The organism is Microbacterium martis (assembly GCF_047246685.1).
Lineage (GTDB): Bacteria > Actinomycetota > Actinomycetes > Actinomycetales > Microbacteriaceae > Microbacterium.
This window is the reverse complement of sequence record NZ_JBFOKT010000001.1, coordinates 88,903-104,863: the sequence shown is the minus strand read 5'-3', so window position 1 is coordinate 104,863 and position 15,961 is coordinate 88,903. Positions and strand designations below refer to the sequence as shown.

Annotated in this window: 15 protein-coding genes; 3 read left to right on the top strand and 12 right to left on the bottom strand. The window is 66.4% G+C overall.

The genetic code is table 11. The annotated features are described in order from the left end of the window. Positions 1-25: 25 nt before the first annotated feature. From AB3M90_RS00535 to AB3M90_RS00525, 3 genes are read right to left on the bottom strand one after another with little or no spacing between them, the layout of a single operon-like run. Complete coding sequence (locus tag AB3M90_RS00535) at positions 26-904, bottom strand: carbohydrate ABC transporter permease (protein ID WP_412949312.1); 879 nt, start codon at positions 902-904, stop codon at positions 26-28. After that, positions 901-1,794, bottom strand: a complete 894-nt coding sequence (locus AB3M90_RS00530) for a carbohydrate ABC transporter permease (RefSeq protein ID WP_412949310.1) — start codon at positions 1,792-1,794, stop codon at positions 901-903. The genes AB3M90_RS00535 and AB3M90_RS00530 overlap by 4 nt, the downstream gene beginning before the upstream one ends. Then, positions 1,791-3,119, bottom strand: a complete 1,329-nt coding sequence (locus AB3M90_RS00525) for an ABC transporter substrate-binding protein (protein ID WP_412949309.1) — start codon at positions 3,117-3,119, stop codon at positions 1,791-1,793. The genes AB3M90_RS00530 and AB3M90_RS00525 overlap by 4 nt, the downstream gene beginning before the upstream one ends. 130 nt (positions 3,120-3,249) lie before the next feature. Here AB3M90_RS00525 and AB3M90_RS00520 point away from each other — a divergent pair, with 130 nt between their 5' ends. After that, positions 3,250-4,692 (top strand): xylulokinase, encoded by a 1,443-nt coding sequence (locus AB3M90_RS00520; RefSeq protein WP_412949308.1) that lies wholly within the window; start codon positions 3,250-3,252, stop codon positions 4,690-4,692. Further along, positions 4,689-5,309, top strand: a complete 621-nt coding sequence (locus tag AB3M90_RS00515; RefSeq protein ID WP_412949307.1) for a bifunctional 4-hydroxy-2-oxoglutarate aldolase/2-dehydro-3-deoxy-phosphogluconate aldolase — start codon at positions 4,689-4,691, stop codon at positions 5,307-5,309. Before AB3M90_RS00520 ends, AB3M90_RS00515 begins: the two co-directional genes overlap by 4 nt. A 13-nt stretch (positions 5,310-5,322) precedes the next feature. On the opposite strand, the gene AB3M90_RS00510 is transcribed toward AB3M90_RS00515, so the two are convergent. The 4 genes from AB3M90_RS00510 to AB3M90_RS00495 all read right to left on the bottom strand — a co-directional run bounded on the left by AB3M90_RS00510 (position 5,323) and on the right by AB3M90_RS00495 (position 10,239). Beyond that, positions 5,323-6,057 (bottom strand): SDR family NAD(P)-dependent oxidoreductase, encoded by a 735-nt coding sequence (locus AB3M90_RS00510; RefSeq protein ID WP_412949305.1) that lies wholly within the window; start codon positions 6,055-6,057, stop codon positions 5,323-5,325. Further along, entirely contained in the window at positions 6,048-7,019 is a 972-nt protein-coding gene (locus AB3M90_RS00505) for an NAD(P)-dependent oxidoreductase (protein ID WP_412949304.1), read from the bottom strand. The genes AB3M90_RS00510 and AB3M90_RS00505 overlap by 10 nt, the downstream gene beginning before the upstream one ends. A gap of 22 nt (positions 7,020-7,041) precedes the next feature. Further along, positions 7,042-8,823: an ABC transporter permease gene (locus AB3M90_RS00500; RefSeq protein WP_412949303.1), complete on the bottom strand. Its 1,782-nt coding sequence runs from the start codon at positions 8,821-8,823 to the stop codon at positions 7,042-7,044. 66 nt (positions 8,824-8,889) lie between these two features. Next, positions 8,890-10,239 (bottom strand): ABC transporter substrate-binding protein, encoded by a 1,350-nt coding sequence (locus AB3M90_RS00495; RefSeq protein WP_412949302.1) that lies wholly within the window; start codon positions 10,237-10,239, stop codon positions 8,890-8,892. Between the two features lie 97 nt (positions 10,240-10,336). On the opposite strand from AB3M90_RS00495, the gene AB3M90_RS00490 reads away from it, so the two are divergent. Then, positions 10,337-11,359, top strand: a complete 1,023-nt coding sequence (locus AB3M90_RS00490) for an Ldh family oxidoreductase (protein WP_412949301.1) — start codon at positions 10,337-10,339, stop codon at positions 11,357-11,359. A gap of 24 nt (positions 11,360-11,383) precedes the next feature. Here AB3M90_RS00490 and AB3M90_RS00485 read toward each other — a convergent pair whose 3' ends face one another. The 5 genes from AB3M90_RS00485 to AB3M90_RS00465 are packed head-to-tail and all read right to left on the bottom strand — an operon-like array spanning position 11,384 to position 15,942. Continuing rightward, positions 11,384-12,283 carry an SMP-30/gluconolactonase/LRE family protein gene (locus AB3M90_RS00485; RefSeq protein WP_412949299.1) on the bottom strand — a complete coding sequence of 300 codons (900 nt, stop codon included), beginning with the start codon at positions 12,281-12,283 and terminating at the stop codon, positions 11,384-11,386. Further along, positions 12,280-13,080 (bottom strand): SDR family NAD(P)-dependent oxidoreductase, encoded by an 801-nt coding sequence (locus tag AB3M90_RS00480; protein WP_412949298.1) that lies wholly within the window; start codon positions 13,078-13,080, stop codon positions 12,280-12,282. Before AB3M90_RS00480 ends, AB3M90_RS00485 begins: the two co-directional genes overlap by 4 nt. After that, positions 13,077-13,946: a fumarylacetoacetate hydrolase family protein gene (locus AB3M90_RS00475; RefSeq protein ID WP_412949297.1), complete on the bottom strand. Its 870-nt coding sequence runs from the start codon at positions 13,944-13,946 to the stop codon at positions 13,077-13,079. The genes AB3M90_RS00480 and AB3M90_RS00475 overlap by 4 nt, the downstream gene beginning before the upstream one ends. After that, on the bottom strand, positions 13,943-14,917 hold the full coding sequence (locus AB3M90_RS00470; RefSeq protein WP_412949296.1) for an alpha-ketoacid dehydrogenase subunit beta: 975 nt from the start codon (positions 14,915-14,917) through the stop codon (positions 13,943-13,945). Before AB3M90_RS00470 ends, AB3M90_RS00475 begins: the two co-directional genes overlap by 4 nt. Then, the gene (locus AB3M90_RS00465; RefSeq protein WP_412949295.1) at positions 14,917-15,942 is read right to left on the bottom strand and encodes a thiamine pyrophosphate-dependent dehydrogenase E1 component subunit alpha; all 1,026 of its coding nucleotides are present in this window, start codon (positions 15,940-15,942) and stop codon (positions 14,917-14,919) included. The genes AB3M90_RS00470 and AB3M90_RS00465 overlap by 1 nt, the downstream gene beginning before the upstream one ends. Between the last annotated feature and the right edge of the window lie 19 nt (positions 15,943-15,961).

Here is a 15,961-nt window from a genome sequence, read left to right as displayed (position 1 = left end):
TTCTCCCTACGGTCGTGGTGGAGAGTCATCCGACTGTCGCACCCTGGGTGGTCCCCGACACCAGGTAGCGCCGGAAGAAGATGAACAGCATGAGCGGGATGACCGCGTAGATCATGCCGCTGGCCATGAGCTGCGGCCAGGGCGCGTTCTCCGTCGCGATCGAGTACATCGCGACGGGCACGGTGAGCTGCTCGGCACGTGTCAGGAACATGAAGGAGTAGAGGAAGTCATTCCACGCCAGAAGGAAGACATAGAGGCCGACCGGCACGAGGGCGGATCGGATCAGCGGAAGATACACGGAACCGAAGATCCGCACCGGTCCGGCACCGTCGAGTTTCGCCGCCTCCTCGATCTCGATCGGCAGCGTCGCGCCGAACTGTCTCAGCATCCACACCGAGTACGGGAGCGAGATCATCGTGAGACCGACGATGAGGCCGACCAGTGTATCCAGCAATCCCATACCCCCGAGGAGGAGGTAGAGCGGAATCACCAGGAACGATGCGGGAACGATGTAGAGAACGAGCGCCGCAGAGGACACCGGGGTACCCCACGACGGCATCAATCGAGAGATCGCGTAGCTGGCGGCGGCGGAGATGGTCAAGGCGAGCACTGTGACCGATGCGGCGGAGATGAGGCTGTTGCCGAGTTGAAGCCAGAACAGCGGTAGCGGCGATTCCGCACCGCCGAAGAGCAGCAGCCGGAAGTTCTCGAACGTGGGGTGCTCCGGCCACAGCCGACCGCTGAAGATGTCGGAGCGCGACGTGAATGCGGCGGAGATCGCCGTGTAGAGCGGGAGAAGCGTCCAGAAGACGAAGAGGATCCCGAACACGACCCGGCCGACCATGGTTCCGACGCCGACCGACTCCAGTGCGGAGCGCCGACGTCGTGAAGCGAGACCGATCACAGGAGCACTCCTTTCTTCGCCGAGCGGCGGATCAGATAGGTGACACCGATCACGAGCACCGGAAGGGCCGTGAGCACGATCGATGCACCCAATGACGGATCGGCCTGGCGGAAGGCGTAGTTGACACCGAGGGTGGCGAGCACCTGGGTCGTGTCGGCAGGGCCGCCTCCCGTGATCAGGTAGATGCTGTTGAAGTCACCCAGCGCCCAGATCGTGGCGAGGACGGTACCTGTGAAGTAGACGCCGGCGATGCGGGGCCAGGTGATGAAGCGGAACAACTGCCCGCGGTTCGCTCCGTCGAGAGCCGCAGCCTCGTAGGTCTCCCGACTGATGGCCAGTCGGGCTGCAAGGATGGTGAGCGCCCAGAACGGGGTGAGCTTCCATATGTGCATGGCGATCGCCGCACCGAGCGCCCATTCCGGGCGGTCGAGCCACGGTGCCGGTCCGAGCGAGAGCATCGCCAGCAAGGAGTTCAGAAGGCCGGACTGGGTGTTGAACATCCATCGCGCTGACAGCAGTGCGACCACTTCCGGAATCATCCAGGGGACGAGGGCGATGATCGTGACGACCCGAAGCATCCTCGACGGCGACACCATCGCACTCGAGAGCGCGAGTGCGAGAAGCATCTTCAGGTTGACGGCGACCAGGACGAAGACCGCCGTGTTGGTGAGAGTGCGCAGGTAACGGGGGTTCTCCAGCAGTGCGGCATAGTTCTCGATCCGCAAACCGATGAAGAGTTCGTAGACCAGCGGATAGACGGCGAACCATCCGAAGACGAGGATGAACGGCGTCAGGAAGATGAGCGCCCAGACTCCGCCGCGGCGCACTCCCCCCTCACCGCGGAGACCCGTGGGGGCCCCCGCGGTGACGATGGCGCGCGTCTCGCTCACTTGACGAGCGCCTCGACCTGATCGAGGAAGGCCTGCGCAGCTGCGTCGGGCTCCACCGCACCGAGGAGGACCTCTCCCGCCGGCCGGGTGAACAGCGCCTCATTGAAGACATCTGCGAACTTCCGGTTGTAGGCGTACGGCCAGGGCACGATCTTTCCCGTCGTGACCTCGTCCTTGACGATCTGGTGGAAGCTCGACTCCGACCAGAACGGATCTTCCCACTGTGCGCGATTCACCGGCACGAACATGCCGTTGTGCGTCTCCATGTAGGTCTGCAGGTTCTCCGGCTGGATGAAGTACGTGAGAAGTTCCTCGGCGAGTTCGGGGTTCTTCGACTGTTCGAGGATGACCGCGGACGTCGTCTTGAGCGGAAGGGGGACGACATCACCGTCGGGACCGGTCGGCCATGGTGCCACCGCGAGCTTGTCGAAGTACTCCGGGTTGCTCACGAGCGCGCCGGTAGCAACCGACAGGGTCGGGTTCGGCGTCATGACGAGGCCGCCGCGTTCGAGCTCGGTGTTGTTGTCCGGACCTGCCCAGTTGATCGCGGCGGAGGGCATGTAATCTCGGTCGTAGAGGTCTTTCAGGAACGCATACGCCTTTCCGATGGCTTCCGCGTTCTCGAGGGTGTTCTCCAATTCGGGCGATGCGCCGAACGCCGCGAAGAGCCACATGATGAAGTTGTCGCCATCCTGCGCGACCGTCGAGACAGGCAGTCCGATCCCGTGAACCGCATCACCCTGCGCTCGAAGCTCATCCTGGGCGCTCATCCAGAAGTCCCAGTAGCCTTCCCAGTCCGACGGCGGTTCCGTATCCATCCCCGCCTTCTCGAGCAGGTCGGTGCGATAGAACACGTCGAAGGGCTGCAGCTGAATCGGCACCGAATAGATCTCGCCGTTCTCCCCCTTCGGTGAGCTGTCGATTCCGACCGGCAGCAGGTCTTCGCGGATGGCGTCGACGATCTGGCTGACGTCTGCGAGCACCCCATCCGCAGCGAGTGTCGGGAAGAGCTGCGCATCCGCCGCCGGAGAATACGCGATGTCCGGCCCACGGCCGGCCTGCACGGCAGCGCTCAGCTTGGTCGGGAAGTCCTCGTTGAGCATGAGCACCAACTCGACCTTGTTGCCGGTCTCCTCCGCCCATGCGTCGACGATCGCCTTGACGGCTTCGTCCTCGGCGTCGGTATTGCCCTTCGCCCACCACACGGTGAGGGTTCCCGGCTGGGAAGCCGGTTCCTCATCGGGCGGCGTCGCGCCCCCCATGCATCCGGTGAGCATCAGAGCAGCGGCGGCGAGCCCTGCCCCTATCACAGTGCGCTTGTGCATGTTTCTCCCTCGGTACGTCATCGTCGTTGGCAGACCGGCGGTTCCGATTATTGTTTACAAAATGACAATTGGCAATATTCACTTAGACGTCTAATGTCTGTTACGCTGAGCGCGTGGAAGCGACCAGGGCATGACCGACCTCCTCCTCGGACTCGACATCGGCACCTCGTCGCTCAAGGCTCTTCTCGTCGATTCACGAGGACGCGTGGAGGCGCGGGTGACGGAGCGCTACGACACGCGTCATCCCGCGCACGGACACGCCGAACAGGACCCCGATGAGTGGCTGAGCGCGCTCGATCGAGTCTTCGACTCCCTTCCGTCGGAGGTGCGAGATCGTATCGCAGGCATCGGCGTCGACGGACATGTGCCGTCGCTCGTCGCTGTGGACGCCGACGGCCGTCCCGTCCTTCCGTGTCTGACCTGGCAGGATGCTCGGGCGACTGCGGAAGCCTCGCATCTCGCCGATCGACTCGGCGACGCCGAGCAGCTCTTCGGCACCCGAATCCCCTGGGCGGCCAGCCAGCTTCCCGCGAAGACGGCCTGGCTGGCGGCGCACGCCCCCGAAACGGCTGCGCGAACCGCCCACCTGCTCCAGCCGAAAGACTTCGTCAATCTGCACCTGACGGATGTCGTGGCGACGGATGCATGGAGTTCCAAGGGCCTGTGTCACGTCACCGCTCTGACGCCGGCCGTCGAGCTCTTCTCCGAGATCGGCCTCTCGCCGGCGCTGCTGCCGCCTCTGCGCGCGCCGTGGACTCGGCTCGGTGGCCTCAGCCTGCGCGCCGCGCGCCGATGGGGGCTGCCCGCAGGTATCCCGGTGGCAGTGGGCTGGTCCGATGCGATGGCATCTGTTCTCGCGACGGGCGGCTTCGATCGCCCCAGCGCGGTGGTCCTGACCGGCACGAGCGAGATCGTGGGCATGTCGGCGCCCGCTGCCCATGAGACGTCGGGCGTCTACCTCGTCCCCCGCGCCGTCGCACCTCTGGCTCTGTCGTACGGACCGACGCAATCGAGCGGTTCATCGTTGCTCTGGATCGCGAGGAACCTCGGGATCGATGTCGGGAAGGCGTTGGATCTGGCAGCCGAGGCCGGAGAGCCGCCCACCTTCGCGCCGTACCTCGACGGTGAACGAGCGCCGCTGTGGGATGCCGATGTCCGAGGCCTCTTCCTCGGGCTGCATCACAGCCATGGCCCTGGAGAACTCGTGCGCGCCGTGCTCGACGGAGTCGCCTGCAGTGCAGCGCACGTGCTCACGACGGCGGGAAGCGGAACGGGCCTGACGCCGACCGTGGTCAACGTCGGCGGTCGAGGCATCGATCATCCCGCCTGGCTTGCAGCCCGGGCCTCGGCTCTCGCGCTCCCCCTCCGACTGCACACGGAATCGCACCTCACCGCACTGGGCGCCGCGATGCTCGCCGCCCTGGCAGCAGGGGCGGTACTCACTGATCTCGACGCGATGCGCGGGAAGACCGGACATCGCGAGCCCACCTCGTCCGAGATCGAGCGCGGCGTCGGACTGCGCGACCGATACCTCGCGGCAAGTCGTGTCGCGCAAGATTGGAGCACTCGATGACCACCCCGCTCTCCACCGTTCCTTCCGGTGTGATCCTCGTCCTGCGCACCGACGATCGAGAGGCGGCCGCAGCCGCCGCTCGCGCAGCGGCGAGAGGCGGCATCGACGCGGTCGAGATCACGCTGACCGTTCCCGATGCGGTGGGACTGATCGCTGAACTCGGCGACCTCGGGGTGCCGCTGGGAGTGGGAACCGTGCTCTCGAGCGACCAGGTCGCCCCCTCGGTGGCCGCCGGCGCGTCGTTCATCGTCGCTCCGGGCACCAACGCCGAAGTGATCCGAGCGGCGCAGGACCACGACGTGCCGATGATCGCCGGAGCACTGACCCCCACCGAGGTGGAAACGGCTCACCGGCTGGGGAGCGCCGCCGTGAAGGTGTTCCCTGCGGGCTCCGTCGGTGGCCCGCTCTACATCGGCGAGCTCAAGGGGCCTCTGCCCCACATCCCTTTGGTCGTCTCGGGAGGGGTGACGCGCAAGACAGCACCCTCGTACTTCGCCGCAGGGGCTCACGCCGTCTGCGTCGGTCGTGATCTGTTCACGTCGGACGCGCTCGCGCGCCGCGACATCGACGAGCTGGCGCTCGAGGCGCGTCGCTTCCTCCAGGCGCTCGGGTCGTGACGGCGGGACCGATTCACATCAGCCGCGCCGTCAAGCCTCCGTCGATGACCAGCGCGGAGCCATTGATGAAGGATGCGTCGTCGCTGACGAGGAAGCGGACCGCATGGGCGACTTCGTCGGGGTCTGCCATGCGACCGATTGCGCCCGCGGGCACATGGACCCTGACGTCGTCTCGCGCGAGCTCGACGCCGTGCAGAGTCGACATGGCCGTGTCCACCGAACCGACCACGAGGCTGTTGGCGCGGACGCCCCGGTCGGCATACTCGACGGCGACCTCCCGCGAGAAGGAGACGACGGCTCCCTTGGAGGCAGCGTAGGCAGCGGTGCCCGGCACGGTCGAGAGAGCGTGGACGCTCGACAGGTGGACGACGGATCCACCACCATGCTCGATCATCGTGGGCAAGACGGCCCTGGTGCAGAGGAAGACGCCCCGGAGGTTGATCGACATGGTCTCCTCCCAGATCTCCAGCGACATCTCGTGCAGCGGAGCCGTGCGCAGCACCGCTGCCGAGGTCACGAGGACGTCGATCCGTCCGAAGAGGCGAAGAACCTCGTCCGTCGCTCCCTCGACCTCGTCTGCGTCTGAGACATCGCAGCGCAGGAACGACGCACCGGGCACCGGATCGCTCGGCTCGTGTCGCCCCCACCCGACCACCGTGAAACCCGATGCGGTCAGATCGGCGACGATCGCGCGCCCGATCCCTCCGCCGGCTCCGGTGACGACCGCGACGCGCTTCGTCACTGCCATGCCATCGCCCCGTGGGGCAGCGAGCCGTCGACCGAGTAGGAGACCGCGTCGAGGATGCACCAGTTCGCCAGTCGCTCCCCGGAGGACACCGAGTACCAGGCCAGATGCGGCGTCAGAAGGATGTTCGGCGCATCACGGAGCGGGGAGTCGGCGGGCAGAGGCTCCGTCTCGAACACATCGAGGCCCGCGCCCGCGATCCGACCCGCTCGGAGGGCATCGGACAGAGCGATCTCATCGATCAGGCCGCCGCGGGACACGTTGACGACGATCGCTCCTTCGGGCATGCTCGCGAGCGCGTCCGCATCGACCAGATGATGCGTGTCCGGAGTGTAGGGAACGTGCAGCGAGAGCAGGTGCGCGGCGCGGAACACATCCGCCGCGGAGTTAGCCCACTCGACGTCCTTCAGCGACGGGTCACGGTGTGCATCGAAGACGACGACACGTCCGAAGAACGGGGCGAGTCTCGATATCAGGGAGCGGCCGATCCGCCCCGTTCCGATCACGCCGAGCGTCGATTCCTGCATCGCCCGCACCACACCGAGCTCGGCGGCCGACGTCCAGCCGTCCGCTCGCACACCGGCATCGGACTGGCTGATCCGGCGCCAGGCCGCGAGCGCGAGGGCCGCGGCCTGATCGGCGACTTCGTTGGTGGCGTAGTTCGGCTGGTACACCACGCGGATCCCGCGTTCGCGGGCGGCGCTCACATCGATCGAGTCGAGCCCGACCCCGGCGCGCACGATGACCTCGACCGACGGCGCCAGCGCCGCGATGTGAGACGCGCGCAGAGGATGCAGTGTCACGATCAGTGCTGTCGCACCGGCCGTCGTGCCGGCGATCTCGAGCGGCGTCCCGATCGGCCCGGTGCGCAGTGTCGCCCGATCCGAATAGGTGGCGGACAGCTGCTCCATCGTCGCGAACGCCCCGTCTGCGACGGCGATCACCGGAAGGTTCGGCTCGGTCATGTGTTCCCCTCTCATTCGGTCATCACCCCTTCACGGCTCCGCCCTCGTACGCAGCTGCCAGCTGGCGCTGCGTCAGTGAGAGCAGGATGATCGCTGCCGCGATCGGGATGAGGAGATACACGGCCTGCTGACCCGGTGTGGTCGTGGCCGCGAAATTGTACGACGACATGTATTGGCTCAGCGCCGCCGGGAAGGTGCGGGTGCTGCTGTCGGAGATCAGGGTGGTGGCGAGCAGGTACTCGTTCCACGTGTTGATCAACGTGTACGCGGTCATCGCTCCGATCACGGGCCGCGCAAGCGGACGGACGACCTGCATGAGGATTCGTACCGGCCCCGCGCCGTCGAGCGCTGCGGCCTCTTCCAGTTCGATCGGGGAAGAGGCGAAGAAGACTCGGAAGAACAGCGTTCCCATGGGGAGGAACAACACGGAGGTGGCGAGGATGAGACCGAACTGGGACCCCAGCAGCCCGAGGGCGCTGAGCACCTCGTACAGCGGGAAGACGAGAACGATGACCGGGACGAGCTGGAAGAAGACCAGAACCGCCGTGAGCACTCGCGACATCCGTCCGCCCAGCCGAGACAGCGCGTAGCCACCGAGAAGACAGAGAAGGATGACGAGAACGGTCACGCCGAATGTCACCACGATGCTGTTGAGGAAGTTGTACGCGAGCGGGGGCACGGCGATGCTGTTCGTGTCCCACAGAGCGGGCGAGCTGAGGACCGTCCCGAAATTCTGCAGCGTCCATTCGCGAGGGATGATCGACACCGCTTCCGCTCCGCCGGGTGTCGCGTCGAAGGAGCGCGACAGGACGAACAGAATCGGCGCCATGGAGAGGATCGCCACGGCGATCGCTCCCGCCGTCGGACCGACCGCCGAGGCGGCGCGACGCCCGTGCGACCCGCGTCGGCGTGGGAGCCTCCACTCCAGAAGATGTGGCTTCAGCTGCCGGTGCAGCCGCCAGAGGAGAAGACCGAGAAGAAGCACGACGATGATCGCGACCGCCATGATGACGAGGCTCATGGTGGTGAGCGTGGTCGCGTACCCGAGGTCGTAGTCGGAGAACGCCTTCAGATAGGAGTAGGTCGCCAAGGTCTGCGTCGCGCCGAGCGGCCCGCCGCCGGTGAGGATGTAGACGAGGTTGAACTCCTGAAAACTGTTGATGAAGTGCAGTCCGCATGCGGCCACCGTGACCGCGCTGATACCGGGGATCGTGATGTGCACGAAGCGCTGCCACACCCCGGCTCCGTCGACGCGGGCCGCTTCATAGCGTTCCTCGGGGATGCTGGTCAGCCCCGCGAGGAGGAGCATCGTGTAGAACTGGAACGATCCCCAGGCGTTGATTCCCAGCAGCACCCACCACACGATGTCCGCGTCGGCGAACACGTTGTCGATGTGGAAGCCGAGCGCTGCCGGCACCCCGGTGTACGGATCGAGCAGCAGCTTCCACATGCCCAGTCCCACCGGAGCGGAGATGACGAACGGCACGAGAACCAGCAATCGCAGGACGGTTCTTCCCCGCGTGAGGCGGTGAAGCGCCAGCGCGGCGCACAGGCCCAGAAGATAGCTCGGAATCACCCCGCCGACTCCGCGGATGAACGAGTTGCGGATCGTCTGGCCGATCGCGGGGTCGGCGAAGAACCGTTCATAGTTCGCCAGCCCCAGCCAGGTGCCGGTATTGCCGCTCTGAAAGCTCGTCACCACGCTCAGAACCAGCGGGTAGGCGAGGAAGACGATGACCATCACGAGGAGGGGCAGCAGGAAGATGCCGTAGGCGACCGCGTCGGTACGTCGGAGTAGGCGCATGGAGGAAGACCTTCGAAGTGCTCCGCCGGCCCTCGGCGGGCCGGCGGAGCGGGGAGAGGAACCGGATCAGGAGCGATTGAGTTCGGCGAGCGTGCTTTCCATCGCCGCCATCGCCGTATCGACCGCCGCGTCGACGCCTCCCGCACTGGCAGCGACCGAACCGATGGCGGGCAGCAGCACATTGTTCATGATCGGCGCCACATTGACGGCTTCGGGTACGACGGCATCGCTGAGCAGTGCACCGAATCCCTTGAGCGCCTCGTTCTTGATCTCGGTCGCGTTCACCTCGGGACGGACCGACAGCTGTGCGTCGCCTTCGCGAGAGGCGATCAGCGTCTGCGTCTCGAGGCTGCGCATGTTGGCCAGGAACTGCAGCGCGAGGTCACGTCGTGGCGACTCGTCGTGCACCATCAGAGTGTGCTCCTCCCAGAACGAGGTCTGCGTTCCGGCGTTCGGCAGCGGAGCCACGGCGAGGTTGTCGCGCGTCTCTGCGAACTGTTGCACCTGCTGGAACACGAACGGCCCGGCGGAGTACGAGCCGATGACGCCCTTCGCGAAGTTTCCGTCGGTCTCCTGATAGCCCCACGTGGACACGTCAGGCGGTGTGCTCTTCCACTTGTGCACAGCGGCGTCGTAGAAGCCGAGCAGCGTCTTGAGCTGGTCCGCCGTGAAACCGGTCTCGAACGACCCAGCCTCTCCGGTCACCACCTTCGCCCCGGTGGACCACAGCAGAGGCAGGATGTTGGAGGATGCGCGGCCGTCGCCGACCTTCGCCTCGAAGGCGAATCCGTAGCGGTTGCCGTCCGTCATTCCCGAGGCGAACTCTCCGAACTCATCGAAGGACCACGAGGTCGGGACCGTGAGGCCCGCCTTCTCGGCATAGTCCGATCGATAGGTGATCCCCCGACTCTGGCACCGGAACCCGAGTCCGTACAGCTTGTCACCGATCGTCGACGCCTCGTAGTTCTGCGGATAGAAGTCGGCCTTGTTCTCGTCCGCCGCGAAATCGGAGATGTCGGAGAGCTTGACCCCCGTCGCCAGCAGCGCGGGAATGCCCTGCGCGGTCCAGAAGATCAGATCGGGAACGTCGCCGGACTTCTGGGCGGCCAGCGCCTGCGCCGGATACGTGCCGTCGTCGACGGTCATCAGGTTGAGCTTCACGCCGAGGGGTCCCGCGGCGGACTTCTGCATGACCTCCTCGATGAACGCGGGATCGACCCACGACGCGAGCATGAGGTTGAGCGTCTTGTCTCCGCTGCCGCCCGAACCTCCACTGCCCCCTGAGCCCCCGCCGGATCCTGCGGGGGCGCAGCCCGCGAGAACCGTCGAGCCGAAGAGCGCTGCAGCACCGGCGCCCAGCAGGAAGCCCCGACGCGACAGGTGCTGCGCTGAGAGCTGCGAAACAGACTGTGTCATTTCTATCTCCGTCTTCATTGAGGGTGGATATTGTAAGAAGTTAATTGCTAACAATATACTAAATGTAGCCCTCGTCAAGGCCGAAAGGGAAGCCGCCATGTCGTCACGAACACACCGCCCCGAAGCACTGCTGTCGAAGGCGACAGCAGTGCTCACCGCCCTGGGCACTCCCCCGGACGCGGCCAGTGAGGTGGCCGAGGCGCTGGTCGGCGCCAATCTCGTGGGCCATGATTCGCATGGCATCGTGCGCTTGCGGGAGTATGCGGCGTTCGTCGCGCGAGGAGTGGTCGAGCCGGGCGCCACCCCGTCGGTCGTCTCGTCGTTGCACGCCGTCCAGGTCGTCGATGGTCGGCGCGCATGGGGCCAGATCTCTGCTCGGTTCGCCGCCGACCTCGCCGCGCGCACGGCGGGCGAGTTCGGCGTCGCCGCCGTGTCGATCCGCAACTGCAACCACATCGGCCGGATCGGGGAGTATGCGGAGATTCTGGCCGCCCGGGGATATGCGTCTCTTCTCTGGTGCAACGCCGACCCGGCCGTCGCGCCGTTCGGCGGCACGGAGCGGATGCTGGGCACGAACCCCCTCGCGGTCGGCATCCCGGTCGCCGGTGGCCACCCGTTCATCCTCGATTTCGCGACGTCGGCGACGGCGGAGGGCAAGCTTCGAGTCGCCCGGGCGAGCGGACGCGACGTCGAACCAGGGGCGGTGATCACCCGCGAGGGCACGCCGTCGACCGACCCGGAGGCGTTCTACGCGGGAGGAGCCCTTCTCCCCTTCGGTGGCCACAAGGGCTACGGACTGAGCGTGTTCATCGAACTGCTCGGCGGAGGGCTCTCGGGGAATCACCCGGGTATCAGCGCGCGCTACCGAGCCGGCAACGGCGTCATGATGGTCGCCATGAAGCCTGAGGCTTTCGCGGCGATGGACTTCGAGGCCGACATTCGTGAGACGATCGACGCCCTGCGAGCCAGCCGCCCCGCAGACCCCACCCGCCCGGTCCTCATCCCCGGCGACGTGGAAGACGCGCAACGCCACGACCGATCGGCAGGGATTCCGGTGGACGACGCGATCTGGGCCGATGTCGAGGCGTTGCACGCCGAACTCCTCGCCGCGCAGCAGTAGCAGACCGAGAGGATTGACCGACCGTCAGGCGCGAGGTCGTTCGGCCCGCCCTGCCGGTTCGGTCGTCCAGAGCGTGGCCGGCCGCCCGGTCCGTCCCACATCCACACGGAAGAGGCATCCTGCTTCGGGGTGTGCAGCCAGGTAATCCGCGTCGAGGTCGACCGCAGCGGTCGTGATGAACAGGACCCCGCCCTCGCCGAAAGCGCAACTGGTGACGTTCGGCACGGTGAACTCCACGCGGGCGTCGATCGATCCGTCCGGCGCGTGGCGCACGACAGCACCACCACCCCAGAGCGCGACCCATACTCCGCCGTCATCGTCGACGCAGAGTCCGTCGGGCAAGCCGGCGGAGATCTCGGCGAACACTCTTCTCCCGCTCAACACCCCGTCATCGAGGTCGTAGTCGAAGGCGTCCACTCGCCCCGTCGGCGTGTCGACGTAGTAGAAGGTGCGGCCATCAGGAGACCAGCCGAGGCCGTTCGAGAGGGACACCGGCTCCAGCAGCGGATGCAGGGAGCGATCCTCATCGAGGCGATAGAGGGCGCTGGCCGCCGGCCGGTCGCTGAGCGAGAGCGTGCCGACGACGGCACGCCCTCGAGGATCGATCTTGCCGTCGTTGAAGCGGAGATCCGGCCGTGCAGCGATGTCGTCGTTGATAGCCGTCACCGTCCCGTCATCCCGGCGTACGAGGATGCCGCGGTCCGAAGCGATGAGGAGGGACCCGTCATCCGCGGGCATGACCGTGCCGGGCGTCGCGTCCAGCGCGATCTCTTCGAGATGGTCACCGCGCGGATCGGCGACATGAAGTCGGCGGCCGAGGATATCGATCCACAGCAGCCTCGATCGGGCGGCATCCCACACCGGCCCCTCTCCGAGCAGGGCCGACGGTCCGGTCGTCCTCTCGGGACGGAAGACTGCGATCACCGCCGTGGATCCCTCAGCGAACCGCCGGCGTGCAGGGCCATGCTCCCGCCGTCGACGGGAAGCGTGGCACCGGTGACGAAGGAGGCATCCGGCCCGGCCAGGAAGAGGATCACGGAGGCGACCTCCTCCGGCTCGGCGAGCCGTCCCAGCGGAATGCCGCGCAGCGCGTGTCCGAGTGCTTGTCCGTGCGCGACATCGGGGGCATCGACCAGATCACGGAAGCCCTCGGTGTTCACCTGAGAGGGCGCGACAGCGTTCACCCTGATGCCGTACGGCGCCCATTCGACGGCCAGGTCGCGTGTGAGGGCGATGATGCCGGACTTGGCGATGCTGTAGGCGTAATTGCCGCGGCCGAGCGACGCCAGACCACCGATCGAGCTGAGGTTCACGATGGCACCGCCGGCCTCGCGCGCGATCATCGAGCGTCCGACCGCCTGCGAGGCGAACACCATCGACCCGAGACTGACGTCGATGACGGCGTGCCATTCCTCGGGTGTGATCTCCTCCGGCGCCGTGTGGCTGCCGCGAGCGGCGTTGTTGACGAGGACGTCGATGGGTGCGACTTCGCGCTCGATGTCTCGGATCAGGCCGGAGATCTCGGTCGGCCGGGAGACGTCGCAGGCGAAGGCATGGCCTTCGCCGCCGCCCGCCCGCACGGCATCGGCGGTCGAGTTCGCGCTCTCCTCATCGATGTCGATGCCCACCACCCGGTATCCGCGTTCGGCGGCGAGGAGCGACACAGCTCGGCCGATGCCCCGGCCGCTGCCGGTGACGAGAAGGGTTCGAGGGTCGGTCATGCTGCGGTGACTCCGTTCTCGAGAGAGGGCAGCCCGTCGATCTCCACGCGCACGACATCTCCCGGGCGCAGGAATCGCTGGGGATCTCGCGCCGCACCGATTCCCGAAGGCGTGCCGGTCGCGATGATATCGCCCGGTCGGAGAGCGCAGACACCGCTGACGTACGAAACGATCGTGGCGACATCGAAGACCATGTCGCTGGTGTTCGCCTCCTGGAGCACCTCGTCGCCGATCCTCAGACGGATGGAGTGTCCGGCGGGCGGCCCGAACTCGTCGGGTGTGACGAGGAAGGGCCCGGTCGGCGCGAACGTGGGGAACCCCTTGCCCTGGGTCCATTGACTCGTGCGGTTCTGGAAATCCCGTGCGCTGACGTCGTTGAAGGTGAAGTAACCGCCCACGTACGAGAGAGCCCCTTCGGCCGGAACTTCGCTCGCCGGCCGTGCGATCACGATGCCGAGCTCGGCCTCGTAGTCGGGTTGCGTGCTCTCCTTCGGAAGGATGATCGGTGCACCGTGGGCGCTGATCGAGGATGTGAACTTCGAGAAGAGAAGAGGGAACGGCGGGACCGAGTCGTTGGTCTCCGTCGCATGGTCCACATAGTTCACGCCGACGGCGATGATGTTGCGCGGGTCGGGGATGACAGGCAGGAGCTCCAGATGGTCCAACCGCACGGCATCCCCGCGGAGAGCGCCGACGATGTCGCGCAACTCGTCGTAGCGGGCCAGGAAGCCGGCAAGGTCGTTCGGTGCATCCGCGAGATTCGCAGGGATGTCGATCACCAACGCCGCGGAATCGTCCACGTCGGCTGCGGCGTCGACGACTCCGTAGCTGTCCCTGCCGTCGAGACGGTAACTGGCGAGTCTCATGCGCGCGCCTCGATCACGGCGCGCACACCGGCCACAGCACGCTCGACGCTCGGCAGCAGGGCATCGATGAGCTCGGGCGCGTGCGGAATGGGGCTCTGCGCAGCAGCGACGACGGTCACCGGCGCGTCCAGATGCCAGAAGGCCTCCTGCTGGAGGATCGCCGCGACCTGCGACCCCACGCTGCCGAAGATCGGAGCCTCGTCGAGGATGACGGCACGGCCGGTACGGCGCACCGATGCGACGAGCGTCGCCACGTCGATGGGGTAGATCGATCGGAGGTCGATGAGATCGACCGAGACACCATCGGCCGCAAGGGCATCGGCCGCCTTGGTCGCGGTCGTCATGCCGTTGCTGTAACTGATGACGGTGACATCGTCGCCTTCCCGCACACGACGCGCACTGCCGATCCTCACGAGTTCGTCGGCTCCGCCGACGGGCCCCCGAACGCCTGTGAGCTTCTTGTGCATCAGGAAGATCACCGGATCGTCCGCTCGGAGGGCGGACTTGATCAGACCTTTGACGTCGTAGGCGGTCGAGGGAGTGACCACCGCCAATCCCGGGATGCTGGCGAAGAGCATCTCCATGCTGTTGTTGTGCTGTGCGCCGCCGAGCGCGACGCCCGAGGTCGCGCGGATGACGAGGGGGACATTGCGGCCCCACATGTATCGGATCTTCGCCGCCTGATTGGAGATCTCGTCGAGCGCCCCATAGGCGAAGTCGTCGAAATTGAGATCGACGAGGGGGCGGGCGCCGCTCATCGCCGCGCCCACGCCGGCGGCGACCATCGCCGCTTCCGAGATCGGCGCATCGCGCACGCGATTCCGACCGAACTCCGGACCGATGCCCTTCACCTGCGCGAAGTGTCCGCCTCGCTCGTAGAGGTCGGTGCCGAGGATGAAGATGCCGTCGTTTTGAAGCATCTCTTCGCGCACGCCCTGTTGGAAGGCAGCCGAGTAGCTGACGTTCGCCATCAGTGGCTCCTGTTCTCGTCGTTCCAGGACGAGACGTTCTCGCCTGCGGTGGAGGGGTCGGCGTATGTCGATGCCTCCGCGAATTCGATGGAGTGCGTGACGGTCTCCTCGACGCTCGCGTTGATGTCGGCAAGCACTTCGTCGGAGAGGATGCCCCGTTGGGTGAGGAAGTAGGTGAAGCGATCGATCGGATCCTTCGATGAACGCCAGTGCTGCGTCTCCTCCTCGGTGCGGTAGGTGATGACCTCGCCCGCGTTATGCCCCTTGTAGCGGTAGGTGAGCAGTTCGAGGAACTGTGCTCCCGCGCCGGAGCGCGCGGCGCGCACCGCTTCGGATGCGGCGTTGTACACGGCGACCACGCTCTGGCCGTCGACCTGCTTCGCCGGGAGTCCGAAGCCTCGCGCCCTGTGCGCCACATTCGCTCCACCCGTCACGCTGGCGCTGGGCGTCTCGACCGCGTACAGGTTGTTCTCGCAGATGGCGATCAGCGGAAGCTTCCACACGCTCGCCAGGTTGACGAATTCCCAGACGCGGCCGGTGTTCGCGCCGCCGTCGCCGAAGAAGCCAACGGACACTCGGTCGGTGCCGAGCTGCTTGGCCCCGAGCGCGGAACCCATCGCGATGCCGAGTCCCCCTCCGACGATGCCGTTGGATCCCCAGAGCCCCTGATCGAAGTCGGCCAGGTGCATCGAGCCTCCTCGCCCGCCCACGACACCCGTCTCCTTGCCATAGAGCTCCGCCATCACCGCGTCGGGGGAGAGCCCTTTCGCGAGCGCGTGATGGTGGGAGCGATGCGTGCTCGTCACGACGTCGTCGGGGCGAAGAGCGCGGGTGACTCCCACGGCGACCGCCTCCTGGCCGATCGCCGGGTGGATGCCACCGGGTATCCGGCCACGGAGGGACAGCTCCTCGCCGGCCTCCTCGAAGCGACGGATGAGGATCATCTCGTGAAGCCATTCCAGGAGCTCTTCGGATGGCACGTCATCGATGGGCGCTTCTGTGCGCTCGGTCTGCAGTGATGTCACGGTCTCTTGCTTTCCCTGT